Genomic DNA, 25,884 nt, shown 5'->3' with positions numbered 1-25,884 from the left:
TCCTTTTATCATATTTAGCTTTAAGCCGAAAATCAGTCGTGTTTTCTGTTTTTTTATTCCAGTTTGTGCATGGCGAAGGCTTCTTATTTGTGACAATTTAGGTAATAAAATAGATTTCAAAGACTTTATGCAAGTTACAAATCTTAAAATCTATTGATATTGATAATTTAACCCATTATAATTGAGAATGAAAATCATTATGTTATATACATATTCCGGGAGTGTTGATTACATGAAACATTATAAATTGCCAGTTGCATTATTATTATCAAGCAGTTTGTTGTTTGGTTGTTCTAAGACAGACGATAAATCAACAGAACAGATAAAGAATAAGGCTCCTGCGGAGAACTCTCAGGCGGACTTAAGCAAGGTGTCAGCTGATTATCGAACGTTTGCTATCGCGGAAATCGATGAATTTGTTAAAAAGACAGAAGCGTTTGCCAACGCAGTGATCGCAGGGGATGTGGAAAAAGCAAAAGAACTTTATGCACCGGCCCGCATGCATTATGAGCGTTCTGAGCCAATTGCCGAGGCATTTGCGGAACTTGACCCGAAGATTGACGCTCGTGAAGGTGATGTCCCTGAGTCAGAATGGGGCGGCTATCACCGGATTGAGAAAGGCCTCTGGGTTGAAAACACGACAAAAGGCTATGAGCAATATGCTGAGCAGCTTAAAAAAGACGTAAAGCTTTTGCGGGCAAAGGTTGAAACGGTTGAAGTGACACCAGAGCTGTTGATCACAGGGGCAGTGGACCTATTAAATGAGGTTTCAACATCAAAAGTGACCGGGGAAGAAGATCGTTATTCCCATACAGATTTATACGATTTTGTTGCAAATGTAGAGGGCGCTGAAAAAATTTATGAATTGCTGAGTCCTGCGCTGAAGGAAAAAGATAAGGAACTCGCCAAAGAAATCGAACAACGTTTTGACGCATTGTATGGATTGCTAGAGAAATATAAAAATGGAGAAGGGTATGTTTCATATACTAAATTAAGCAAGGATCAAGTGAAAGAATTGAGCCAGTCGATCAATGAACTTGCAGAACCGCTTTCCCAATTAGGGATTGTGCTGGAGGGATAGACAATGTCGGAACTTAACAAACAGGAAATGAATTCACTCTTGAAGAAACAAGTATCGAGACGGGATGTTTTGAAAGCAGCCGGCATCGGAGGAGTCGGCATGCTGCTCGGTGCAACAGGAGTCGGAGGAGCGTTTGCACTTGCTGACGTGTTTCCAAGCTCGCAAAATAAAGAAAAAACAAATAATATCGTGCCGTTTTACGGAAAGCATCAGGCCGGCATCACAACAGAAGTGCAAAACCATATTTATTTTGCAGCATTTGACGTGAAGGCAGCCGACAGAAATGATCTTATTCAACTTTTTCAAGACTGGACTGATGCTGCAGCAGCTATGACGGAAGGCAAATCGGTGGGTGATGCATCTGATAATAAATTTCTCCCGCCTGTTGATACGGGGGAAGCTGCAGGGCTTACGGCATCGAATCTGACCTTAACCTTCGGAGTCGGACCGACTCTATTTACCAAGAACGGCCAAGATAGGTTTGGGTTGCAAAAAAAACAGCCGGCTGAACTGAAAGATTTGCCAAAATTTCCTCTTGATTCGTTAGAAGAACAATGGACAGGAGGAGACATCTGTATTCAAGCATGTGCGGATGATCTGCAAATTGCCTTTCATGCTGTCAGAAATCTAGCGAGAATTGCCCGCGGAAAAGCTGTTCTTCGCTGGGGCCAGGCCGGTTTCCAGCGCACTAAGCAAGCAAGTCCGAAAAATGAAACTCCCCGCAACTTATTTGGCTTTAAAGATGGTACGGTAAACCCGGATGTTAAAGATCCTGCTGAAATGAATAAGTACGTCTGGATACAGCCAGGTGACGGACCTGATTGGCTTGTTAACGGTTCTTATTTGGTTGTAAGGCGGATTCAAATGTTCATCGAGGTCTGGGACAGGACCGCTCTAAAGGATCAAGAAAATACCTTCGGCCGGTACCGGGATTCTGGTGCGCCGCTTGGACAGAAAAATGAGTTCGATAAGCCGGATTTTGAAATGATGAATGAGAATGGAGAATATTACATTCCTGAAACAGCCCACATTCGGGTCGCACATGGTGATGGAAGGCAGAAAATTTTGCGGCGCTCTTTTTCGTATGGAGAAGGAATGGATGTAAAAACAGGAACGTTTGATGCCGGATTATTGTTTATCAGCTTCCAGCGAAGTATCAGCAAACAATTCGTACCGATTCAAGAGCGCCTTGCACAAATGGATGAGTTAAACGAATATATTGTCCATCGGGGAAGTGCCGTTTTTGCCTGTCTGCCGGGAGTGAAAAAGGGAGGATATATTGGAGAAACGCTATTTTCATAATTCGTTTCTCTTTTTTTCATAGGAGTTGACAATAATGTATAAAAAAATTTGCCTTCTTGCCTTCGTGTTTCTTTTTACAATGGGTTTCTATTTAAATAATGCAATGGCATCGGTCAATCTTGATGACTTATATATTGAAATTGGCGATGCCATTATGAAAACAAAGGAAGCGGATTGGGATTCCGTACAGGCTAACCTGGATAAATTTACGCAGCAATGGAACGAAGTAAAAGCTGCGGACAGTAAAAAAGCAGCTGCAGTCGATAAAAATTTAAATATTGTGAAAAACGCACTCATGGAATCTGAAAAAGATGCGGCTAAAATAAGTGAAAGCCTGTCAGCCTTATCAAAAGCGCTTGTTTCGTATCAAGAGGAACAAAATCCGACTGATCCGCAAAAAGAAAAAGAAAAGCTGAAACAGCTTTTTCCAACTATCGATGAACTTGAAAAAATGATTCAGAATAATCAACTTAGTGAAGCAAGCGCGAAATATCCGCAATTACTATCAGCATGGACGGCCAATGAAGTAATTGTCCGAAACGAAAGCGTTGTCTTGTATGGTGAGATTGAAACCCAGCTTTCTTTATTAAGAATTTCGCTGACGCAAAATCCGCCGGATAGAGAGAAAGCTTTAAGGAGTCTCGAGGAGCTTCGGACTTCGGTTGACAATTTTATAAGGGGTAAAAGTGTAAAAAAGTCCGCCGGTAATGACTACACATTGGGTGATGTTACAGGATTATTAGAAAAAAGCGTGCAGGCTCTAAAAGTCAATAAACCGTCTAAGGCAGCAGAGTATTTAAACGAAATATTGATCATTTGGCCGGCGGTGGAAGGGGAAGTGCGGACAAAAGACCACTCTCTTTACAATCGAATGGAAAATAAAATTCCGACTGCGATCAGTTTGTTGGAATCCGACAATAAAGATGTGGAAAAGGCACAAGCCATTATCACCGAATTGTCTAAAAGCCTTCATCTGCTTTCAGCTAAAACAAGCTACTCGTATATAGATGCACTGTTTATTCTGTTGCGTGAAGGATTTGAGGCTCTTTTAATCATTGCCGGTTTGCTTGCATTTTTAAAGAAAACGAATCATGCGGACAAACAAGGATGGATTTGGGGCGGCGTCTTTAGTGGGATCATTGCAAGTGCTGTTCTCGCAGTTGTGATGAACGTATTTTTTTCAAAAATTACTGCTGCGGAAAGCCGTGAATATATCGAAGGAATCATTGGAATCGTTGCCGTTGTGATGATGTTGACAGTTGGAGCTTGGCTTCACAAAAAGACTAACATTGCCCACTGGAACCAATATATCAAGAATCATCTCGGAAAAGCATTGGCAAAAGGAAGTTTATTGTCCATGGCCATGCTCAGTTTTCTTTCAATTTTTCGCGAAGGTGCCGAAACAATCATTTTCTATGCCGGAATGGCTCCGTCAATGGATTTCAGCCAGTTAATTCTCGGAATCGGGATCGCATTTATAATTTTAGTGGTTCTTGGGATTGTTATTATCCGATACAGTACAGCCATTCCAATCCGGCCATTCTTTATGGTCGCAACAATTCTTATCTACGTTTTATCATTCAAAATGCTCGGAGTCAGCATTCATGCACTGCAGGTGGCAAATACGCTTCCAACACATTCATTGACAAATGTTCCCTATGTTGAACTGATCGGCTTATATCCAACCATGGAAACATTAGTACCGCAGATTCTTCTTATATTAATGATTATCGGGACGACGTTTTATTTGAATAAAACGGCAGCAGGGGAACAGGCGGCTGCGTCGAATTAAAGAGTGGGAAGTTGATTCTTGATCTGAAACGATAACCATGGAAGGAAAAGGAGTTCTAAAGTAGGCGAATTAACTTTTGTTTTGAGGTGAAGCGGATGACAAGAAAAAGAATCACAGTCATTGGCAGTATTAATATGGATTTAGTAACAAAAACCAGGAAAATTCCTCGGATCGGCGAAACAGTTTTAGGTGATTCGTTTTATACTATTCCAGGAGGAAAGGGGGCGAATCAAGCCGTTGCTGCCGCACGGCTGGGAGCGGATGTTACATTAATCGGATGTGTCGGCCAAGATGCTTTTGGCAAGGAGTTGGTAAAACATCTGTCAATTCAAGGTATTCATATGGACTATGTGAGACCTGTTTTACATCAATCTACTGGTTTTGCATCGATCACAATTTCCGATGGCGATAATAGTATTATCGTTGTTCCAGGTGCAAATTATCAGGTAACTCCGGAATTTGTAGAAGAACATGAAAGCGTTATTGCGAAAAGTGACATTGTCTTGCTTCAACTTGAAATCCCGCTCAAAAGCGTTGAAAAAGCTGTTGAAATTGCAAAAAAGCACAATGTAAAAGTGATATTAAATCCTGCGCCGATCCAAGCGCTTTCGAAGGAACTTGTTCAAAAAATTGATTATTTGACTCCTAATGAACATGAACAACAAGAATTGCTTTCTTCAGCTTTTGAATGGTCTGAACAAGAAAAAAAAGATTTAATGGCAAAATGTATTGTGACGAGAGGGTCAAAAGGTGTAAAGATTTTTCAAAACGGAGGAAAAGAGATTTCTGGCTATAAAGTTGAGGTGGTTGATACAACAGGTGCCGGTGATACGTTTAACGGAGCACTTGCTTTTTCATTAAGTTTTGGCATGGAATTGGAAGAAGCTTGCCGTTTTGCGAACGCTGCAGCTGCATTATCCGTCTCAAAATTAGGAGCTCAAGGAGGGATGCCGACTAAACAAGAGGTGGACGAATTTTTAGAATTACAAAATGAGCGATAAGGGTGAAATGAAAGTTGAAGATGGAGAAAAGTTGAAGAATCCATTCCAATTTTTGAATTGACCGGAAAGAAAATAGGCTGGCGAACATTTGCCGGCCTATTTTCATTTGGATTCTTGCTTCGTATTATAACTATTTTTTAGAAATGTAAAAATCAGCAAAGTTAACGGCTGTGAAAATAAATATGACGTAAATGAGTACCAAATTTTCCAATCTTTATAATTAAATACGTTAAATAAATGGGAAAGCCATTCGTAAGCTGTTTCTCCTATAGACCATTCACAATAGCCTTCAAGTTCCATTTTTCATATAGATAAACAAACAGGTAGGATAGTAAATCCTCTTTTCGAAGAGTGCGTTTAAAGTATTTTTCAATATGCCTATTATTATAAGCATCAAGGTCATTCCAATGATTGACAGGAGTTCAAATAAATCCGTATTATTGTATGATACAGCCATATAATTCAAAAATAATATGTCAGTAACAATGAATAAAAAGATATTTTCAAAAATATGCAAAGTCTTTCGAGAAAGAATAAAGCCTATCATCAGAATAATGGTAATATCAAGAAAAATAACTAACTCCATTTAATTAACCTATTTAAGAATTATTTTTCTTCCTAATTACTTATCCTCCCCTTATTTTGAATAAAATAAACTCAAGGAGAAAAGCAATGAACATTATTGATTTACACTGCGATGTTTTACTAAAGCTGTCAGAATCTAAAAGAACGTTAAGGTTTGCTGATGCACCTGAGTTACATGCTAATAAACAGCGCCTTAAGGATGGCAAAATAAAGGTTCAATGTTTTGCAATCTTTGTTGATCCTGAAATAAACACGGATGAGAAATTTACGATTGCTCTCGATCAAGTTGATTTGTTTTATTCGGAAGTGCTTGATAAAAATCCTGAAATGAAGCAGATTCGAGAATGGTCTGATTTTGACAGCCTAAAAGACGGTGAAATCGGAGCTATGCTGACGCTAGAAGGTGTCGATGCGATCGGCAATGACCTGACGAAGCTTCAAATCCTTTACCAGCTTGGTGTGAGGTCAGTCGGGTTGACTTGGAATTATGCCAACTTGGCAGCTGATGGGGCGGAAGAACCGCGCGGTGCAGGTCTTACTTTATTTGGGAAGGAGATTGTTCACTTTAACAATAAACATCAAATTTTAACGGACGTCTCACATTTAAGTGAAAAAGCTTTTTGGGATGTGATGGAACTCGCTGATTATCCGATTGCCAGCCATTCTAATTCTCGAAAGCTGTGTGACCATCCTCGTAATTTAAAAAATGAGCAAGCGATTGCCATGTTTAAAAAAGGAGGAATGATCCACGTTGTCTATCATCCTCCATTTTTAAAGGAAAATGGGAAAGCAGCAATTACCGATGTAATCAAACATATTGATCATTTTTGTTCTCTTGGCGGTGAAAAACAAATCGGATTTGGATCCGATTTTGACGGCATTTCCAAATTTGTCGTCGGGCTTGAGGATGCATCCAAAAGCCAGCAGCTCATCAATGAATTATTGAAGCATTTTTCCGAAGAAGAAGTGAGAGGATTTGCCTATCAAAACTTCTTGGATCATCGACCGGGGTTTCGTGCAGTGGGGAACAGCCACTCAACCCTTTAAAGCGTTAACGCAGTATCGAAGTGCGGGCCAGACCCTCAATCCTTTAAAGCATTAACGCGATGTCGTAATGCGGGCCAGACCCTCAATCGGTGTCGTAGTGCGGTCGCGCACCTCAATCAGTAATTCAAATTTTTTGATTTTTTTGTTAATAAATATGTATTCTGTGTTATGATAACGGTTGGAAAGATGCAATCAAATGAACCATGAATTGCATTTGCTTGAATTACAATGGTAAGAATTGATTTAGCACAGAAAACAGGTGGTAGAGGGAGAAAGATGAAAGATAATATTATCATTCGTTTTGAGCATGTCACGAAACAATATGACAATGATCCTCCAGTTTTGAATGATGTCTGCTTTGAAATTGAAAGAGGGAAGTTTTATACGCTGCTCGGACCCTCGGGATGCGGAAAAACGACGATTCTTCGTTTAATTGCGGGTTTTATCGGGCCGTCACAGGGGAACATTTATTTTAACGGAAAAATAATAAACCATGTTCCTGCGAATAAGCGCCAGGTCAACACTGTTTTTCAGGATTATGCTTTATTTCCTCATTTAAATGTATTTGAAAATGTCGCATTTGGATTACGAATAAAAAAGTTGAAGAATGCAGAAATAACCGAAAAAGTAAAAGAAGCCTTAAGGTTCGTCAATCTAAAAGGTTATGAAAACCGAGAAATCAGTGAAATGTCAGGCGGTCAGCGTCAACGTGTGGCGATTGTGCGGGCGATCGTAAATGAGCCCGAAGTACTTCTGTTGGATGAGCCGTTATCAGCCCTAGATTTGAAGCTGCGGACAGAAATGCAGTACGAATTGCGTGAACTGCAGCGAAGGTTAGGAATTACATTTATTTTTGTTACGCATGATCAGGAAGAAGCTCTTGCCATGTCTGACGAAATATTTGTCTTAAACAATGGAAAAATTGAACAAAGCGGAACACCTACAGATATTTATGATGAGCCTATTAACCGCTTTGTCGCAAATTTTATCGGAGAGTCAAATATTGTTTCCGGAAAAATGATTAAAGATTACGTCGTAGAGTTTGCGGGAAAGACATTTGATTGTGTGGACAAGGGCTTTAACCCTAATGAAACCGTTGAAATTGTGATCCGTCCAGAAGACCTGGAAATTACACCGAAAGACCAGGGAAAACTACAAGTGCGCATTGACTCCCAATTATTCCGCGGGGTTCACTATGAAATTATTTGTTATGACCAAGATGGAAACGAATGGCTTGTCCATTCAACAAGAAAAGTGAAAGTCGGTGATGAAATTGGCCTTCATTTTGATCCGGAAGCTATTCACGTAATGCGACTCGGTGAAACCGAAGAAGAATTCGACAAACGGTTAGAAAATTATTGAGAGGTACGGCCATGAGAAATACTTCCCGAAATTTTTATTTGATTCCTTATGTTTTGTGGATAATTCTCTTCGTGGTTACACCGCTGTTCCTGGTTCTATATTATTCATTTTTTGACATAGAAGGCCATTTTACACTGGATAATTACAAGAAATTTTTCACGACCGTTTACTTGGGGATGACGTTGAGTTCTTTCTGGTATGCATTTTTAATAACTTTGTTCACACTTATTATTGCTTATCCAACAGCATATTTGCTTACGAAAACGAAACATAAACAGCTCTGGCTGCTTTTAATTATTTTACCGTCATGGATCAATTTATTGTTAAAAGCATATGCCTTTCTAGGTATTTTTGGTACATATAGAGCAGCAAACAGCTTCCTTAAAATGATCGGCATCGGAAGCAAGCAGCTGCTGTTTACCGATTTCAGCTTTATATTCGTATCGGTTTATATCTTTCTGCCATTTATGATTTTGCCAATTTTTAATGCTCTAAATGAATTGAATCCGTCACTTGTGGATGCGGCCCATGATTTAGGAGGGTCATCATGGACAACTTTCAGGCGCGTTATTTTTCCATTGACGCTTGATGGCGTGAAATCGGGCTGCCAGGTCGTCTTTATACCGTCTTTATCATTATTTATGCTTACGAGGCTGATTGCCGGAAACCGGGTTATTACACTTGGAACAGCGATTGAACAGCATTTTCTCGTGACACAGGATTGGGGAATGGGATCAACCATAGCCGTCTTCTTGATCATTGCCATGGTGATCATCATGATTGTCACAGGGAAAAAGGTAGTGTCAAAAGTTCTATGAAAACTCAGTATTGGAAGGATGTGTTCTACCGAAAATAGAGAAAATGCCGCCGCAATCGCTCTTGACAAACACGTCAATGGTTTAATTTTGAACCAACAAGGGCGAAGGGAACAAAAAGAAGGCACACCAAAGAAGCCCTTGCCAATTTCCATTTTAAACCATTGACTGGTTCGGTTTGTCAAGAGTTCGCTTCGCCGATGCTGGTAAGGGCTCTGCTAAACAAAAAGTTAGGCAGTTTGCTCTACTAGCCATTGTTGAGCTAAACCAATCAGTTTTGTCCAACGTGCAGGCATATTCGGCAGTTCTTTTAGTTCTGGAATAACTACAGGCACTTTGCCTTCTAGGGCTGAATGTGGCCGCAAGAAGTTAAAGTAAGCTACAAACAAGGTCACATAAGAAACGGATCCGTGATCGGATCCAAATCCGTGTGTCGATCTGTAATTGCCCTTAAATGTTCGATTCAGTCTTTCAATGATTTGTTTTAGCGGTCTGTATTCCGTGGAAACCAGGTCTTCGTTGGTTAGTCCAATGACCTGCTTCACATCAAATGTAATACCGTGTTGGGCAAAAAAGTGTTGTGCTAAAAGGTAAATTGGATTGCCATCTACGACAAAGGTGAGGTCTTCCGGGATCTCTTTCATCTTCCATAAGACCTCATCAATCGCACGGATGGCAGACACCGTATCACGATTTGGAGAAACAGGGTAGGACAGAATAATCTTCTTTACCGCATCAAAAAAGAAAAAAAGATAATGCCAACGGCCATTCACCTTTATGTATGTTTCGTCTCCGCAGAATTGATCAGAGAGCTCATAAGGATAATGATCCACATAAGGTTTGAGCATCAGTGCTACGCTGTTTTCGTAATTCAATATACTCTGGTGAGAGATGTTTACACCGTGAACATCCTTCATCAGTGCAGCTGTTTTCCGAGCTGATAGGCCATAGTTAACATGGTAAGTTAAAATGAGTCCTAATGTATGCGGTGACACATGAAGCCTGGACAAATCCACTTTTGGCTTCTTAGGTGAATGTTTAGCTAACGGCTGATAATCAATTTGAAACTGACGGAATATGTATCGAACTTTAAAAGACTGAGGATCCTTTTCGAACTGCTTTTTCTCTTTTTTAGACATTCCTTGCAGTTTCTTTTTGTAATACGGACAGTCATTGTTTTTGCACTTAAATACGAGAAAATCTTTTCTTTCCTTGATCTTCTCGAGTGTTTTAGAACAGTGTGGGCATTTGAGTACAGCCTCTTTGGCATATTGGTTCTTTTTATTAAACAGACACGCACACACCTTACATTGATACTGTCCTTTGCCTCCGTTATTGGCATAAAGATAATCGGACGGAGCACCACACCTTGGACATTTCATGGATGAAGGTACCTTACCTTTTGAATGGGAACGCCTCTGAACAGGTTTGAGAGGTTTCCCGTTCTTCTCCAAATATTCTGTGAGAAGAATTTGATAATCAAGCTTTTGTAGAGTTTCAATAATCGGTAGCTCATCCACCTGAAGTTTTTGATAAGGCTTATTTACAGGCTTTTCTGTTGGCTTATCAAACATGTTTTTTCCAATTAGAAGAGTAAGTAATGTTCGAATCATTTGATCTTGGTGCTTGATATATTCAAGCAAATAGGTTAATAATTGAGGTAACAACTTGTCACTTCCTTGTTTTAGGATTGGTGTGTGTGTGGTTACCTCACTAATACCCTAAAACAATGGGGGTGGCAAGTTTTTTGTTTATAAAACCTTAAATATCAATAAATTATCCAAATTTTATCTAAAAATTTTTGACAATACGGGGAAAAAGAGGCGGGGGATAATATGAAAAAAATGTCGAAATTGTCAGCTGTGTATTTAATTGTCGTCTTTTTTATCCTTTATGCCCCGATTTTCTATTTAATTTTTTATTCTTTTAATAGCGGCGGTACAATGTATCAGTTTGAAGGATTTACGTTTGACTGGTATAAGGAGCTGTTCAAAGATTCCCGGCTGTTGATCATTGTATTAAACACAATTATTATTGCCCTTTTGTCTGCGGCGATCTCGACCATTATTGGAGTGGCAGGAGCACTTGCGATCGCTTATTCAAGAAAGCGGAGAGTAAAAAATACGCTATTGTCCTTAAATAATGTCCTGATTGTCAGCCCTGACGTAATTATTGGCGCTTCCTTCTTGATTTTATTTACGATGATCGGGATTAAGCTGGGATTAATTTCCGTCCTGCTTTCCCATATAGCTTTTTGTGTACCGATCGTGGTTATTATGGTGCTTCCAAAGATTGAGGAAATGAGCCCGACAATGATGTTTGCGGCCCTTGATTTGGGAGCGAGCCGCTGGGACGTTCTTTCAAAGGTTGTGCTGCCATATATTACACCTGGTATTTTTGCAGGCTTTTTTATGGCGCTGACCTATTCGCTTGATGACTTTGCCGTAACGTTTTTTGTGACGGGGAATGGTTTTACGACGCTGTCGGTTGAAATCTACTCGCTGGCACGAAGAGGAGTGTCGTTAAATATAAACGCTTTATCAACCATATTATTTATTTTTACGATGATTCTTGTGATCGGTTATTACTACATTGCAAAGCGCAACCGGCCGAACGGAATGGGGGATCGGAGATGAAGCAGCTTAGTCGGGCATTCGCTGCAGTTTTGCTGGTATCTTTTCTTTTGCTTTATGTCGTTTTTAAACTGAATTCAGCCCAAGGGTATACAAACGGAAATACATTAATAATTTATAACTGGGGCGATTATATTGATGCGAAATTAATCGACAGGTTTGAAAAAGAAACAGGCATCAAGGTGATCTACGAAACATTTGATTCAAACGAAGCAATGATGACAAAAATTGAGCAGGGAGGCACAGCATATGATATCGCTGTTCCATCGGAATATGCCATCCAAAAAATGAACGAAGAAAACTTGCTTCTTCCGATCGATCATTCTAAAATTCCGAATTTGAAATACATCGACCCAAGATTTTTGGATTTACCTTTTGATCCGGGCAACAAATATTCGATTCCTTATTTTTGGGGAACGGTCGGAATCCTTTACAATAAAGATATTCTGGGAGATAAAAAGATTACGAAATGGAATGATTTATGGGACCCAGATTTTAAGAATGAAATATTGCTTATCGATGGTGCACGTGAAGTAATGGGAATGGGATTAAACAGCTTGCACTATTCGCTGAATGATACGAATAAATCCCATTTGCTTGAGGCGAAAGAAAAACTTGACAAGCTGACTCCGAATATCAAGGCCATCGTTGGAGATGAAATCAGAATGTTGATGGAAAATGATGAAGCCGCGATCGGTGTTGTCTGGTCAGGGACCGCAGCAGAATTAATGTGGGAAAAAGACAACCTCGAATATGTGGTGCCAGAAGAAGGCTCCAATTTGTGGTTTGATAACATGGTTATCCCAAAAACTGCCAAGAACATAGAGGCAGCACATAAGTTTATCAACTTTATGCTCGATCCAAAAATAGCAGCGCAAAATACCGAGTATGTCGGATACTCCACTCCAAATAAAGAAGCACTGAAATATATGGATAAAGAAATCGTCAATGATAAACGTTTTTATCCTGACGAAGAAATGACGGCAAGGCTGGAAGTCTACGAAAACCTCGGAAAAAAAATGCTTGCGTACTATAATGAGCTATTCCTCCAGTTTAAAATTCATAAAAAGTAGATCTCAGAGAGTGACCGGTTTTATATGGCCGGCCACTCTTTCTTAATTTAAAGTACCGCATAAACATAGAGAGGGCGAAAACCTCAATGCTTTAAAGCATTAATCCAATGCGGGCCAGACCCTTAATCACTGTTTTTTCCAAAGTCTCCACCATTTTTTGGCGGGTTTTTCTTCGTCTGCTGCTGCATTTCGAAAACCCGAGATTAAATCTTGAAACGCTGCTTCTCGTTGTTTGATTTCCTGGAGGTATTGTTCGCGTTCTTGATTCAAAGTTTCTATAAGGATATCCCGTTCTCTATTAATATTGTTAATTAGATTGTTTATCTCATGATTGGTTACTTCGGTTGACTTGGAAATGTAGTGGACCAAGGTCTTGAATTCTTCTGCGGAAGCTTCGGAAGCTTCGGAAAGCCGGTTTGAAAGTATGGCTATTTCTTCGGAAGTATCTTCTGAAGCTTTCGCAATGCTGTTGGACAGGGTTCTGAAAGTTTCAGAAGTGAGTTTCGAAGCTTTCGCAACACTGTTTTTCAATGTTTTGAACTCTTCGGAATTATGTTCCGAAGCTTTTGCAATCCGCCCGGAAAGCTCCTGAATTTCCGATTTTGTTTTTTCACTTGATGTATAAATAGAGTGGGAGAGACTCTTAACGGTATGAACGGTATTTTTTGATATTTCTTTTTTCACTTCTTCTAATATTTCTTTTCGGGCGGCATTTCGTATTTCACATTTGATCTCCTCCAATAAGCTTTCTTTAAATGCGTCCATAGCTTCCAAAAACTTCTCGAATCCGGAGTCTGAATTTTCTAGATGTTCAAGAGTGTTGTTTTCAGAAACAGACTGCAAAGAAGTTTCGATTGTTTCGGAATCAGCTTGCGAATTTTGATTCAAATGTTTTTGCAATAGTTCACGGATCATTTCTTTGCTCAAATTTTTGTCGCGCATTTCCTTGATTTTCATTAAAAGTGAGATTTCTTGATCGGTAAAATACCTTGCACCTTGCTTCGTGCGGGAGATAATGAGAATCCCTTCCAAATCTTTTTCCCATTGTCTGATTGTACCCGGGGGGACGTCGATTTTTTTTGAAACTTCCTTAATCGTATATGCCCTCATAAAACGGTTATCCATGTTTATTATTCAGTCCTTTCTAACACAGATTTGAAAAGATTTCAGTGTTTATGATAATTATTCATCATTGATGATTACGTTTTCCTGCCTGCAGACAAAACCTGTCAAAATAAGACGTGATTCTTCTGAACACCTGAAAAAACAACAAGCTTGTGGTGAATCCTATCCTTTTTTAGTTATAATTGGTTATAATTCGCACATTGGTGCAAAACACCGTCAAAGTTCGACTCTGAGTGAGATTTGACAAGAATAGATAAAATCGGGGTCATTATTATTGAATGATCCCTGTTATTTTATAGAGGAATGGAAAATTAAAGAAGATCGTACACGGTAAAAATACATTTGTGCGCCATGTGTAGAAAAAGTTCTTGATTCTTTTCCCCTTTAGAGTAATAATTATGTTATTGTAAAACTAAAAGAGCAGGGGATGTCATAATGAAAGTAGTAAAATTTGGAGGTTCTTCTTTAGCATCAGGAGAACAATTTGAAAAGGTATTTAAAATAGTAATGTCTGATCCAAAGAGAAAAATTGTTGTTGTTTCGGCACCTGGCAAGCGTTTTGCGAGTGATATAAAGGTAACCGATTTACTTATTGCATGCGCAGAAAAATATTTAAAAAATGAAATCGCTGATGACTTAGTGGAAGCAGTCATTGAAAGATATGCAAGTATTGCGAAGGAGCTAGGACTTTCAAGCAGCATTTCAAATTTGATCCGCAGCGATCTTCTTGCGGTGTTAAACGGAGATAAAAGCAATCCTGAACGATTTATGGATGCTGTTAAAGCCAGCGGCGAGGACAACAATGCAAAGCTTATGGCCGCTTATTTCCAGCATGAAGGAGTGGAAGCGCGTTATATTAATCCGAAAGATGCGGGACTGATTGTAAGCGACGAACCCGGGAATGCACAAGTGCTTCCGGAATCATATGAACGGCTTTATGAGCTTCGGAATTTGCCTGGAATTATTATTTTCCCAGGATTTTTCGGTTTTACAAAAACGGGGGAAGTGGCAACTTTTTCGCGCAGCGGCTCTGATATAACCGGCGCGATATTAGCGAATGGGACGAAGGCCGAGCTTTATGAAAATTTTACGGACGTTGATGCGGTTTATTCGGTCAATCCAAATATCGTGGAAAAACCGAAGGAGATCCGTGAATTAACATACAGAGAAATGCGGGAACTCTCCTATGCCGGATTCACTGTACTTCATGATGAAGCTCTTATTCCTGCTTTCCGCGCCGGCATTCCTGTGAATATTAAAAACACAAATAATCCATCGGCACCCGGAACGAAAATTGTGCATAAACGGTCAAATTCGAATGGACCTGTGATCGGAATAGCAAGTGACAAAGGATTTTGCAGCATTTATGTCAGCAAATATTTAATGAACCGCGAAATTGGATTCGGCCGGAAAATTTTGCAGATTTTAGAAGAGTACGAATTGTCGTATGAACACATCCCTTCCGGAATTGATGACATCTCTATTATTTTAAGAAAAAACCAGCTGAATCGTGCTTTAGAAGAAGAGATTGTTACACGAATTCAAACAGAGCTTGAGGCAGATGAAGTGAAAATTGAACGAAATCTTGCTCTTATTATGATCGTGGGTGAAGGGATGCGCCAAAATGTAGGAACAATGGCAAGAGCTTCAAAGGCGCTGGCGGATTCATGTGTCAATATTGAAATGATCAACCAGGGCTCCTCAGAAGTGAGCATGATGTTCGGTGTGAAAGCAGAAGATGAACAACGGGCAGTAAAAGCTTTATACGAAGAGTTTTTTGCAACGGTTCCTTTGAATGTTTAGTTTTTGAAATGAAATTGTGAAATATTTTCTTTATAGACAAAAAACGAGCATGAGTTTTTACTCCCAACCCAAACATGGAAATAGCTTTCGTGTAAAACAGATCCAACATAATAAGACGGTGTGAGCGAAGCCAAGCTTTAAATATTTACTCAGCTAAACAAGTATCTTGCTAAAGATATGTTGCCATTAATATCTTTGTTAGCTTAGCTCCGCCCCTTTCTACAGAAAAGGGCATAATTTAACGCAAGTTTTTTAAAAAATTAAACTTTTTTCTATTGACAGATTCGCAGTTTCCTTTACATAATAGAAAAAAATGAACGTTGACGGAGGATTAGTATGCGGGCACTTTGTGCGACAGAGAGCGGGGTTTTTAAGCTGGAAGACTTCGCCGCTGCAAAGCCGCAGAACCTGCCTCCTGAGTCCTGTGCAAAAAACACGGGCGCTGCCAGAGCGTTATCATGAAGAGCGGGATGCGTATGCATCCAATAAAGGTGGTACCACGGAAATGGAAATGAAGTCCTTTTCGTCCTTTTAAGAAGGATGAAAAAGGGCTTTTTTTAATGAGGGTCTGGCCCGCTCTGCGTTAACGCGTTAAAGCGTTGAGGGTCTGGCCCGCTCTGCGTTAATGTGTTAATGCATTAAAGTGATAGTAATCTCATTCTCGTAACTTTCTGCAAACGGGAGGAAGTCGTTATGGATAAAAAGCGAGTTGTCGTTAAGATTGGAAGCAGTTCGTTAACAAATTCTAAAGGTGAAATTGACCACGAAAAATTTTCGGATCATATAGAGGCAATAGCGGCATTGCGCTTGGAAGGGCATGAAGTTTTAATCGTCTCGTCAGGTGCAGTGGCGGCCGGTTTTAAACGCCTCGGTTACCCGTCAAGACCTGTTACGATTAAAGGGAAGCAGGCTGCAGCCGCAGTTGGCCAAAGCCTTCTGATCCAAGCTTATATGGAGAAGTTCGGAGAATACGGAATCCTTCCTGCGCAAATTTTGCTGACGCGAAACGACTTCTCCAAAAAAGAGCGTTACCGAAATGCATATTCAACAATTACGGAGCTGATTGAACGCGGAATAGTGCCGATTATTAATGAAAACGACACGGTTTCCGTCGAAGAATTGACATTTGGCGATAATGATATGCTTTCAGCGCTTGTAAGCGGAATGGTCCACGCCGATATGCTGATTATTTTAACGGATATTAATGGGCTATATGATTCGAATCCAAAGAAAAACCGGTTTGCCAAGAGGATTAACATCCTTCATGAGATTACTGATGAAATGATGGCTGCTGCGGAAGGGACAGGATCCAAAGTGGGAACCGGCGGCATGTTTTCAAAATTAACAGCGGCAAAAACAGCGCTTTCTCTCGGTGTAAAAGTGTTTATCGGGAGGGGAGAAGGAAGAAGAAAGCTTCTGGATATTTTGGAAGATAGAGGTGATGGAACATATGTCGGGACTAATGTCGCCCAACAAATTAAGAACAGCAAGCAATGGATCGCTTTTCATTCAGAAGTTTCCGGAAAAATCTATGTTGACAAAGGAGCCGAGGATGCGCTTCTTTCTCACGGCAAAAGCCTTCTTCCTGCAGGAATTTATAAAATAACAGGTACATTTAAACGAGGCGACGTTGTTGAAGTGTTTGGCACAACTGGATTACTTGGAAAAGGCGAAGTGCTTTATTCTTCAGAGGAACTGAAAAAAGTAATGGGCAAACGTAGTGATGAATTAAAAAAAGATACAGTTTTGGCCATTGAAGTTATTCACCGTGATAAGTGGGTAAAAGCATAGAAATGGAGGAAGTAAGATGAATGAAGTGAAAAGAAAAGGAAAGGCTGCAAAACAAGTAAGTTATTCATTGGGGAATTTATCCACAGAGGCAAAAAATGAAGCATTAGAAAAAATAGCGGTTCAATTAATAAAAGATAAGGAATTCCTGCTTCAAGAAAATAAAAAAGATCTTGAGGAAGGAAGACGTACAGGGTTGTCAGACGCCGTACTTGACCGGATTTTGTTAACTGAAAAGCGGATCGAGGACATGGCTGGAGGAATACGGTTGTTAATTGGCCTTAAGGATCCGATCGGAGAAACATTGGAGACAATTGAAAAAGAAAATGGACTTTTGATTCAAAAAAAGCGGGTACCGATTGGTGTAATTGGCATGATCTATGAAGCTCGTCCGAATGTAACGGTTGATGCGGCTACATTATCGCTCAAAACAGGCAATGCCGTCATTTTGAGAGGCAGTTCTTCCGCAACATTTTCAAACAGCGCACTCATTCAGTCGATTCACCAGGCATTGGAATCAACTGAGATTCCCCTGGATGCTGTCCAACTTATTGAAGACACGAGCAGAGAGACAGCCAAAGAACTGTTCCATCTCAACGAATATATAGATGTGTTAATCCCAAGAGGTGGAAAAAACTTGATTGAAACGGTCGTAAGAGAATCAACAGTCCCTGTTCTTGAAACAGGTGCAGGCAATTGCCATGTCTTTGTTGACGAGTCAGCTGATCCGGCAATGACGGAGCAGATTGTTCTAAACGGAAAAACCCAGCGCCCGTCTGTCTGCAATGCAATCGAGACAATTTTGATTCATGAAACATGGTTTGATAGACATGGAGAAGCCTTGTTGCAGGCCCTCGTCAAGAGCGGGGTTGAAATCATCGGGGATCAATTGGTCTGCGATGCCTTACCTGCCGCGAAAAAGGCGACGGAAGAAGATTGGTATACTGAATACTTATCACTGACCGTCAGTGTAAAAGTCGTAAAAAGTGTTGAGGATGCCATTAGCCACATTAATAAATATGGAACGAAGCACTCGGAAGCGATCATTACTGAAAACAGTGAAAATGCATCGATTTTTCTAAACAATGTCGATGCTGCTGCTGTCTACCATAATGCATCAACCCGTTTTACAGACGGATTTGAATTCGGCTACGGTGCGGAAATCGGAATCAGTACACAAAAACTGCACGCCAGAGGACCGATGGGATTAAATGCTTTAACATCCAGCAAATATTTCATTTATGGGAACGGCCAGATACGCAAATAATAATTAATTGACAATTTTTAAGAGAAGACAAGAGGCTGACTGAAAAAAGCAAAGGGAAAGACCCCTCCAATAAAATATTGATTTTTAAGGAGGGTGTCTGACAAATATGAGTCAGCCTCTTTTTTATTTAAGGATTCCTGCCAAAAAATGAGACGACTTTTCCAACGATTTAAATTCAACTGCTTTCCCCTGCGCTGGTATGAACCGCCAGATCATGTCCGAAGGCTAAAAACCAATATCCATCATCAAAAGTTTTTGTGACAACATGGTTCGCCTCTTTCAATCATAATAAGGCAGCTCGGTTCATAAAATAATCGCGAAAAAAAATACATCCACGAAATCATTTCTATTTATTACGGCAAGAATTGGGGTAAAAGCTCTTCTATACTTCCAAAAGATAAAGGGAGGCTCAAAATATGCCAATCAAACCGCAGCGTCTTCAAAAAGGAGATACAGTCGGCATCATTGCTCCTGCAAGTCCGCCTAATCTTGAAAATTTACAGCGCTCCATCCTCTTTTTAGAACGTGAATTGGAGCTGAAAGTTAAACTTGGCCGGCATCTCAAAAGAGAATACGGGTACTTGGCTGGAAAAGATAATGAGAGGTTAGAAGATTTACATAATATGTTTCTTGATAAGGATGTAAAAGCGATCATATGTGCTTGCGGTGGTTATGGTACATCGCGAATCGCCTCAAAGATTGACTATGAAGTTATTAAAAGCAATCCAAAAATCTTCTGGGGGTACAGCGACATTACATATTTACATACAGCTATTCATCAGCAAACGGGGCTCATTACATTTCACGGCCCAATGCTTGCGTCCGATATCGGAAAAGAGGATGCCGACCCGATTTCTAAACAGTTTTTTAAACAACTATTTGAACCGCAAGAGATTACGTATACCGAACAATTTTCTCCGTTAGAAGTTCTCGTTGAAGGGGAAGCGATCGGACCTCTCGTTGGAGGTAATTTGTCGCTTTTAACGAGCACGCTCGGCACGCCGTTTGAAATTGACACAAGAAGAAAACTGCTGCTCATCGAAGATATCAATGAAGAGCCTCGCTCTATTGACCGAATGCTGAATCAGCTGCACATGGCCGGAAAACTGATCGATGCTGCCGGAATTATCGTCGGTGATTTCCACAACTGTGAACCGAAAAGAGATAAAACCTTTGTCCTTGATGAAGTCATCGAGCACTATATCCAAGTTGCAGGAAAACCGGCAATTAAAGGATTTAAGATCGGCCATTGCTTTCCGCATATTGCAGTTCCGCTAGGATCAACAGCAAAGCTTAATACAGCTAAAAAACAATTAATTGTTGACTGCGGAATCCAATGATCATGTAAAAATATTTTTATGAAAATGCTGCAAGTGATCAAGCGAAAGCGGGGGAAAGGGTGGAACTCGAAAAGATCGAACCGGGAGACTAGCTCTTTTTTGCTTAGGAAGAAGGAAAAGGGAGAATCCATCATGTCGGAATATATTATGGAAAAGGAAAATACTTCATTCAAAAAAGAGGCTGTCTCATAAGGGTCTGACCCCATGTGCATTATCAATATATAGCACATTTATCCAACATTATGTCCTATATATTGTGTTATGGGGTCTGACCCTAGGCTTTTTATACGGTGTCTTACCTAAAAGACCCATCTATCGTGGTGGCTGATATGCCATGGAGGTTTGAGACAGCCTCTTTATTGGTTAGTTTATGCTTCTTTTGCTGCTTCGATTGAAAGGGAAATTTTGATTTGGTCGCCGATAAGGACGCCGCCTGTTTCTAAAGCTGCGTTCCAAGTTAAGCCGTAATCGCTGCGGTTGATTTTTCCTTCAGCACTGAATCCAACCTTTTCATTTCCCCAAGGATCTTTGCCTTGGCCTTCGAATGTTACAGTGAACGTTTCCTGACGAGTAACTCCACGAATAGTTAAATCGCCTGTTACTTCATATTCATCGTCATCTTTTTTCGCAATTTTAGTAGATTTAAAAGTTAAAGATGGATAGTTTTCTGCATCAAAGAAATCTGCTGAACGAAGGTGAGCGTCGCGGTCACTGTTGCGTGTATTAATGCTTGCAACATCAACATTGAATTCAATATTAGCTGTTGTTAAATCGGTTGGATCTGCCTCAATGGTAGCTGAGAAATTATCGAAAGACCCTTTAACTTTTGCAATCATCATGTGCCTAACAGAAAATTCGACACTACTGTGAGCAGTATCAATTGCCCATCTTGATTTTGCCATTGTTCATTTCCCCTTTTTTAGGTTATAATTTAAAATATCTTTAATTCGAGATATTCTAACACGAGATAATTATATTTGCTTTGGTGTAAATTGTCAATCACATTTTAAATATTTTGACAGATTTAAAAAACTGCCGGATTTTATCAATCAGTTTTATTTGAGAAACAAGAAAACGTTTAATGTTACTCTTTTAGACTATTATGATATATGTAATTACTTGTCTTTATATGTGCCATAAAATGAGGATGTGGAGGTAAAAATATATGCATCTTGAGCATGTCCTAAAAAAATTGCAAAATCGAACCCCAGGAATTTTAGGGGGAAATCAGTATTCTAAGTTTGCGGTATTATTGCCTTTAATTGAAAAAGAAGATGATCTTCACGTCCTGTTTGAAGTTCGTGCTTTTGATTTAAGGAGACAGCCCGGAGAGATTTGTTTTCCTGGCGGGAAAATCGAAAGCACTGACAGAAATGAACAGCATACAGCGATTCGTGAAACATCAGAAGAACTTGGGGTTCGTTTTGATAATATAAAAAATGTTTATCCGTTGGATTATATGGTTTCTCCATATGGAACCATTATTTACCCATTTGTCGGAACTATTCATGACCCCGCCTCAATGAAGCCTAATCCTTCCGAGGTAGCGGAATTTTTCACCGTCCCGATTTCTTTTTTTCTGAAAACTAAGCCCGATCGTTATAAAGTACATTTTAAGGTAACACCTGAGGAGAATTTTCCTTTTCACCTTATAGCCGGAGGCGAAAATTACAATTGGCAAATGCAACAAGTGGAAGAATTGTTTTACCTTTATGACGGAAAAGTCATATGGGGGTTGACAGCCAGAGTATTAAATCACTTTCTAGACGTGATTAGAGATGAATAATAGTCCTTTAAAATTTTCAAAAGATCTGGCTATAATATTGTCAGGTCTTCCTAATGGAGAGTTCAATCATTTATTTCATGTAAGGGTATTCAATATGAATCCCATTTATTGTACCTGTAACGTATGGATCTTCCAGTGACTGCATATAAGCAGAAAATTCTTTTTGCATTGCTTTAGGTGCACCCGGCTTTAAGTGCCAGTTTCCTGGTTCATCGACAAAATAAGGGCTATTCATAAATTCGGGGCGTTTTCTAGGCATATAATTCTCTCCTTTACCTTTTTAATTTTATTATTATTAATCTTGCTAGATTTATGCCTTACACAGTATTTTTTTTTAAAATCTTACTAGTAAAATAATTCAGTTATTTGTTAAAATTAAACATTATGAAAGGTAAGGAGTTATGATGAGAAAATACTTTATATTCTATCTTACTTTGTTGGTAGTCGTTATTCTATTAGGAGCGTGCGGTGGCTCTAAGAAGGAAACTATGAATCAAAACAAAAAAGATGCGGAGCTTACCATTTCAGCTGCCGCAAGCATGAAGGACGTTTTGGAAGAAATTCGAAAATTGTACGCAAAGGATCATCCACATGTGAAGCTGTTTTTTAATTTTGGGGCTTCCGGTGCATTGCAGCAGCAAATTTCTCAAGGCGCACCCGTTGATCTATTTTTATCGGCGGCTGAAGATAAATTTGCTGCATTAGTGGACAGCGGACATATTGACAAGAAATATCGTACAAGCTTTGTCGGCAATGAACTAGTGCTTGTCCAGCCAAAAAATTCGCAGAAAAAAGTTGATGGCTATACTGGTTTGGCAGATAAGAATATTAAGAAAATCTCAATCGGAATTCCGGAAACCGTTCCGGCTGGGAAATATGCGAAAGAATCGCTGGAATATTACAAAATTTGGGAAAATATTCAAGGAAAAATTATATATGCAAAAGATGTACGCCAAGTATTGACGTATGTGGAAACCGGAAATGTTGATGCAGGGATCGTTTATAAAACCGATGCACTCTCTTCAAACAAGATCGAAATTGTTGAGGTAGCTGAAGAAAAATCGCATACTCCGATTATCTATCCACTTGGGGTCATAAAAAAATCGGGTAGCAAAGAGGAAGCGATCAAATTTTATGATTTTTTACAAAGCGATAAGGCGATGAATGTTTTTGAGAAATATGGCTTTATTCCTTTAAATCAAAAATAAATGTTGAAAAAAGAGAAGAGGGCCGTCCAAAAGACTAATCAGTACATTGCCGGCTCTTTTTTCTTCAGTGCCAATAATTTGCATCTAAAAAGCAAATCATATATATTCCGAAATGTAAACAAGGAAAGACTGACATGAAATTTATCAACAAAAACAACAGAGGAGTGGATGATTGTGACCGACATTTTTAGTATTATCAAGGAAAGACGCTCTGTAAGAGATTTTGATCCGGAACAAAGCATTTCGCGAGATGAATTAATGGAAATTCTTGAACTTGCCGGCCGTGCACCATCTGCTTGGAACCTTCAGCATTGGCATTTCATGGTTTTTCATGGAAAAGAAATACAAAAAAAATTATTGCCAATCGCAAACAACCAAATTCATGTTTTTGAATCATCAGCCGTTATTGCCGTTCTTGGAGACCTTCAACCTGATAAAAAAATTGAGGCAGTGTATCGTCCTTTAGTAGAAGCAGGAAGTATGAGCCAAGAAATTATAGATCGAAAAGCAAGTCAAGTCAAAGGAGTATATCAAAACAAGACATATGCACTGACTTCGGCACACAGCAATTCTTCATTGGCAGCCATGCAGCTTATGCTGGCAGCAAAAGGGAAAGGCTGGGATACATGCCCGATGGTCGGTTTTGATAAAGAAAAATTCATAAAAGAATTTAACGTAGATGATCGTTATACCCCTGTTATGCTCATTGCGATTGGAAAAGCATTAAAACCGGGGCATCAGTCTGCCCGTCTGAAAATCGAAGAATTAATAACATGGGTGGAATAACGAGATAAATAGCACCTATACTTTTGGATCTATTTTCCAACAGCATTAGGAATAAGTGTTCTCATTTACCTGTAAACACCCTAGCAAAAAAATTTTTATATTTAAATGCTGCATTGATACAGCAATATTGTAAGCGTTCCCCACAATTTTATTTAAGAAAAAAATGTTGACATCTCAATTTTTAGATTTTATTATTCTTTTATAAAAAGTGAATAAGTTGCTTATCAAGAGTGACCGAGGGACCAGGCCCAATGACGTCCGGCAACCTCCTATTGGAAAGGTGCCACATCCTGCAGAATGAACATTTCATTCTGAAAGATAAGTCGTAGATAAAAGACGATGCCTCTTTCTGAATGAAAGAGGTATTTTTATTTTATACGTTCAGAAAAAGGAGGGTTACATATGATCGAAGTAAGGGATTTAGTCAAAATCTATGAAACAAAAAAAGGAAAAGTTATCGGTGTTGACAATGTTTCACTAACTGTAAAGAAAGGAGAAATCTTTGGGATTGTTGGTTACAGCGGAGCTGGGAAAAGCTCGCTTCTGCGTTGTCTGAATCTTTTGGAAAAACCGACGTCCGGTGAGATTATTATTGACGGTGTGTCGTTGACCTCTCTTAAGAAAAAAGAACTGAGGAAAGCCCGTTTGAAAATCGGAATGATTTTTCAGCATTTTCATTTAGTCAGCTCAAAAACCGTTTATGAAAATATTGCATTTGCGTTAAAGGCTGCACACAAATCAAAAGCAGAAATCGATAAAAGGGTCAAAGAATTGCTTGAAATGGTCGGCCTGTCTGACAAAACTGATGTCTACCCGTCGCAATTAAGCGGAGGTCAAAAGCAGCGAGTCGGTATTGCCAGGGCACTTGCAAATAATCCTTCCGTTCTTCTTTGCGATGAAGCCACTTCCGCTTTGGATCCGACCACAACAAAGTCTATTTTGGAACTGCTTAAAAAAATAAACCGGGAATTAGGGATCACTATTGTCTTGATTACACATGAAATGGAAGTTGTGAAGGACATATGCGACAGGATGGCTGTGATGCAAAATGGAAGAATCATTGAGGAAGGCAAAGTTTATGATCTATTCGCAAATCCGCAGGAACAGTTAACAAAGGATTTTATCAACAGCATCCTGCAATTTGATCTTCCAGAAAATCTTTTAAAAGATCGGCGCGGAAAAATCGTTAAAGTTTTTTTTCAAGGAGCAATTGCCGAAGAGGCTGTTATTTCCGACGCTTTGCAAAAATTTTATGTGAAGGGAAATATTTTGCATGGAAAAATCGAGTATATAAAAGATACTCCTTTAGGGATATTTATTATGGAATTGACAGGCGACCCGGATGAAGTCGAACGGGCAATCAGTTATATCACTGAACGAACTCAACATTTGGAGGTGATTCGAAATGCAGCTTGATAGTTTAGTAGGATTAATTCCAGAATTGAACAAAGCGTTCTTTGAAACAATTTACATGGTTGGGATCTCCATTTTAGCAGCGATTATTGCCGGCCTGCCAACTGGAGTGCTCTTATTTGTAACGGACAAAGGACTTTTTCTTGAAAATACGGTTTTTAAAAACATTGTTGGTTTCATTGTTAATATGATTCGCTCGATCCCGTTCATTATTTTGTTAATCGCACTTTTGCCGTTAGCGAAACTGATAGCGGGAACAACGATTGGTCCGACAGCAGCATCTGTATCGTTATCAGTAGCAGCGATTCCATTTTTTGCAAGAATCGTCGAACAATCGCTTCGCGAGATTGACAAGGGAGTAATTGAGGCTGCGGTTGCGGCGGGAGCGTCGCCTTGGATGATTATTAAGGATGTCCTGATTCCTGAAGCAAAACCGGGTATTATTCAAGGCATTACTATAACTGTTATCAGTTTAATTGCATATTCCGCAATGGCTGGAATTGTAGGCGGCGGCGGTGTTGGAGACCTTGCCATCCGCTTTGGATACTATCGATATGACAATACGGTGATGATTACTACTGTTATCATCCTTATCTGCTTAGTACAGCTGATCCAGTTTGCAGGAGACAAAATAGCAAGATTAGTTGATAAAAGATAAATAAGAACATACGTAGGAG

At 39.6% G+C, this 25,884-nt stretch carries 22 protein-coding genes, 1 pseudogene, 1 riboswitch and 1 other annotated feature; of the genes and pseudogenes, 19 read left to right on the top strand and 4 right to left on the bottom strand.

Annotated elements, in window-relative coordinates; all coding sequences use genetic code 11:
• Window positions 1-232: 232 nt before the first annotated feature.
• The 7 genes from efeO to PB1_RS11095 all read left to right on the top strand — a co-directional run bounded on the left by efeO (window position 233) and on the right by PB1_RS11095 (window position 8,988).
• The gene (efeO, locus tag PB1_RS11135) at window positions 233-1,081 is read left to right on the top strand and encodes an iron uptake system protein EfeO (RefSeq protein ID WP_004436559.1); all 849 of its coding nucleotides are present in this window, start codon (window positions 233-235) and stop codon (window positions 1,079-1,081) included.
• Between the two features lie 3 nt (window positions 1,082-1,084).
• Window positions 1,085-2,383 (top strand): iron uptake transporter deferrochelatase/peroxidase subunit, encoded by a 1,299-nt coding sequence (gene efeB / locus PB1_RS11130; protein ID WP_004436558.1) that lies wholly within the window; start codon window positions 1,085-1,087, stop codon window positions 2,381-2,383.
• A gap of 34 nt (window positions 2,384-2,417) precedes the next feature.
• Complete coding sequence (locus tag PB1_RS11125) at window positions 2,418-4,175, top strand: FTR1 family iron permease (protein WP_004436556.1); 1,758 nt, start codon at window positions 2,418-2,420, stop codon at window positions 4,173-4,175.
• Window positions 4,176-4,270: 95 nt separating this feature from the next.
• A complete protein-coding gene (gene rbsK / locus PB1_RS11120; protein ID WP_004436555.1) occupies window positions 4,271-5,176 on the top strand; it encodes a ribokinase in 906 nt (301 codons plus the stop codon).
• A 672-nt stretch (window positions 5,177-5,848) separates the two neighbouring features.
• Window positions 5,849-6,808 (top strand): dipeptidase, encoded by a 960-nt coding sequence (locus tag PB1_RS11105; protein ID WP_004436553.1) that lies wholly within the window; start codon window positions 5,849-5,851, stop codon window positions 6,806-6,808.
• A 276-nt stretch (window positions 6,809-7,084) separates the two neighbouring features.
• On the top strand, window positions 7,085-8,170 hold the full coding sequence (locus PB1_RS11100) for an ABC transporter ATP-binding protein (RefSeq protein WP_004436552.1): 1,086 nt from the start codon (window positions 7,085-7,087) through the stop codon (window positions 8,168-8,170).
• Between the two features lie 11 nt (window positions 8,171-8,181).
• Window positions 8,182-8,988, top strand: a complete 807-nt coding sequence (locus tag PB1_RS11095; RefSeq protein WP_004436551.1) for an ABC transporter permease — start codon at window positions 8,182-8,184, stop codon at window positions 8,986-8,988.
• A gap of 227 nt (window positions 8,989-9,215) precedes the next feature.
• Here the strand turns inward: PB1_RS11095 and PB1_RS11090 are convergent, their stop codons facing one another.
• Window positions 9,216-10,652 carry a DDE-type integrase/transposase/recombinase gene (locus tag PB1_RS11090; protein WP_003350502.1) on the bottom strand — a complete coding sequence of 479 codons (1,437 nt, stop codon included), beginning with the start codon at window positions 10,650-10,652 and terminating at the stop codon, window positions 9,216-9,218.
• A 168-nt stretch (window positions 10,653-10,820) separates the two neighbouring features.
• Here PB1_RS11090 and PB1_RS11085 point away from each other — a divergent pair, with 168 nt between their 5' ends.
• A complete protein-coding gene (locus tag PB1_RS11085) occupies window positions 10,821-11,621 on the top strand; it encodes an ABC transporter permease (RefSeq protein ID WP_004436546.1) in 801 nt (266 codons plus the stop codon).
• On the top strand, window positions 11,618-12,691 hold the full coding sequence (locus PB1_RS11080; protein WP_004436544.1) for an ABC transporter substrate-binding protein: 1,074 nt from the start codon (window positions 11,618-11,620) through the stop codon (window positions 12,689-12,691). Before PB1_RS11085 ends, PB1_RS11080 begins: the two co-directional genes overlap by 4 nt.
• Window positions 12,692-12,817: 126 nt before the next feature.
• Here PB1_RS11080 and PB1_RS11075 read toward each other — a convergent pair whose 3' ends face one another.
• Window positions 12,818-13,801: a MerR family transcriptional regulator gene (locus PB1_RS11075; protein WP_004436542.1), complete on the bottom strand. Its 984-nt coding sequence runs from the start codon at window positions 13,799-13,801 to the stop codon at window positions 12,818-12,820.
• Between the two features lie 450 nt (window positions 13,802-14,251).
• Between PB1_RS11075 and PB1_RS11070 the strand changes: the two genes are divergently transcribed.
• From PB1_RS11070 to PB1_RS18590, 5 genes and pseudogenes are all read left to right on the top strand, one after another.
• A complete protein-coding gene (locus PB1_RS11070; protein ID WP_004436540.1) occupies window positions 14,252-15,619 on the top strand; it encodes an aspartate kinase in 1,368 nt (455 codons plus the stop codon).
• A 311-nt stretch (window positions 15,620-15,930) separates the two neighbouring features.
• Window positions 15,931-16,153, top strand: a binding site (T-box leader).
• 159 nt (window positions 16,154-16,312) lie between these two features.
• Window positions 16,313-17,410, top strand: a complete 1,098-nt coding sequence (proB, locus tag PB1_RS11065; RefSeq protein WP_004436536.1) for a glutamate 5-kinase — start codon at window positions 16,313-16,315, stop codon at window positions 17,408-17,410.
• Between the two features lie 16 nt (window positions 17,411-17,426).
• Complete coding sequence (locus tag PB1_RS11060; protein ID WP_004436535.1) at window positions 17,427-18,674, top strand: glutamate-5-semialdehyde dehydrogenase; 1,248 nt, start codon at window positions 17,427-17,429, stop codon at window positions 18,672-18,674.
• 416 nt (window positions 18,675-19,090) lie between these two features.
• Window positions 19,091-20,014 (top strand): S66 peptidase family protein, encoded by a 924-nt coding sequence (locus tag PB1_RS11055; protein WP_004436534.1) that lies wholly within the window; start codon window positions 19,091-19,093, stop codon window positions 20,012-20,014.
• A gap of 29 nt (window positions 20,015-20,043) precedes the next feature.
• Window positions 20,044-20,118, top strand: a pseudogene (locus PB1_RS18590) (hypothetical protein); the annotation flags it as partial.
• Between the two features lie 264 nt (window positions 20,119-20,382).
• Here the strand turns inward: PB1_RS18590 and PB1_RS11050 are convergent.
• On the bottom strand, window positions 20,383-20,916 hold the full coding sequence (locus PB1_RS11050) for a YceI family protein (protein ID WP_004436532.1): 534 nt from the start codon (window positions 20,914-20,916) through the stop codon (window positions 20,383-20,385).
• A 263-nt stretch (window positions 20,917-21,179) separates the two neighbouring features.
• Here PB1_RS11050 and PB1_RS11045 point away from each other — a divergent pair, with 263 nt between their 5' ends.
• Window positions 21,180-21,800, top strand: a complete 621-nt coding sequence (locus tag PB1_RS11045) for an NUDIX hydrolase (RefSeq protein ID WP_004436531.1) — start codon at window positions 21,180-21,182, stop codon at window positions 21,798-21,800.
• A 70-nt stretch (window positions 21,801-21,870) separates the two neighbouring features.
• Here the strand turns inward: PB1_RS11045 and PB1_RS11040 are convergent, their stop codons facing one another.
• Entirely contained in the window at window positions 21,871-22,059 is a 189-nt protein-coding gene (locus PB1_RS11040; RefSeq protein WP_004436530.1) for a hypothetical protein, read from the bottom strand.
• A gap of 145 nt (window positions 22,060-22,204) precedes the next feature.
• Here PB1_RS11040 and modA point away from each other — a divergent pair, with 145 nt between their 5' ends.
• From modA to PB1_RS11020, 4 genes are all read left to right on the top strand, one after another.
• Window positions 22,205-23,008, top strand: a complete 804-nt coding sequence (gene modA, locus PB1_RS11035; RefSeq protein ID WP_034645283.1) for a molybdate ABC transporter substrate-binding protein — start codon at window positions 22,205-22,207, stop codon at window positions 23,006-23,008.
• A 174-nt stretch (window positions 23,009-23,182) separates the two neighbouring features.
• Window positions 23,183-23,794, top strand: a complete 612-nt coding sequence (locus tag PB1_RS11030) for a nitroreductase family protein (RefSeq protein ID WP_004436527.1) — start codon at window positions 23,183-23,185, stop codon at window positions 23,792-23,794.
• A gap of 218 nt (window positions 23,795-24,012) precedes the next feature.
• A riboswitch (SAM riboswitch) is annotated at window positions 24,013-24,119 on the top strand.
• 77 nt (window positions 24,120-24,196) lie between these two features.
• Window positions 24,197-25,210, top strand: coding sequence for a methionine ABC transporter ATP-binding protein (locus PB1_RS11025; RefSeq protein ID WP_004436525.1), 1,014 nt, complete (start codon window positions 24,197-24,199; stop codon window positions 25,208-25,210).
• Window positions 25,200-25,865, top strand: coding sequence for a methionine ABC transporter permease (locus PB1_RS11020; RefSeq protein WP_004436523.1), 666 nt, complete (start codon window positions 25,200-25,202; stop codon window positions 25,863-25,865). The genes PB1_RS11025 and PB1_RS11020 overlap by 11 nt, the downstream gene beginning before the upstream one ends.
• The last annotated feature ends 19 nt before the right edge of the window (window positions 25,866-25,884 follow it).

Source organism: Bacillus methanolicus PB1 (genome assembly GCF_000262755.1).
Classification (GTDB): Bacteria; Bacillota; Bacilli; order Bacillales; family Cytobacillaceae; genus Bacillus_Z; species Bacillus_Z methanolicus.
The sequence above is the reverse complement of the archived record's forward strand: the minus strand, read 5'-3'. Positions and strand labels throughout refer to the sequence as shown.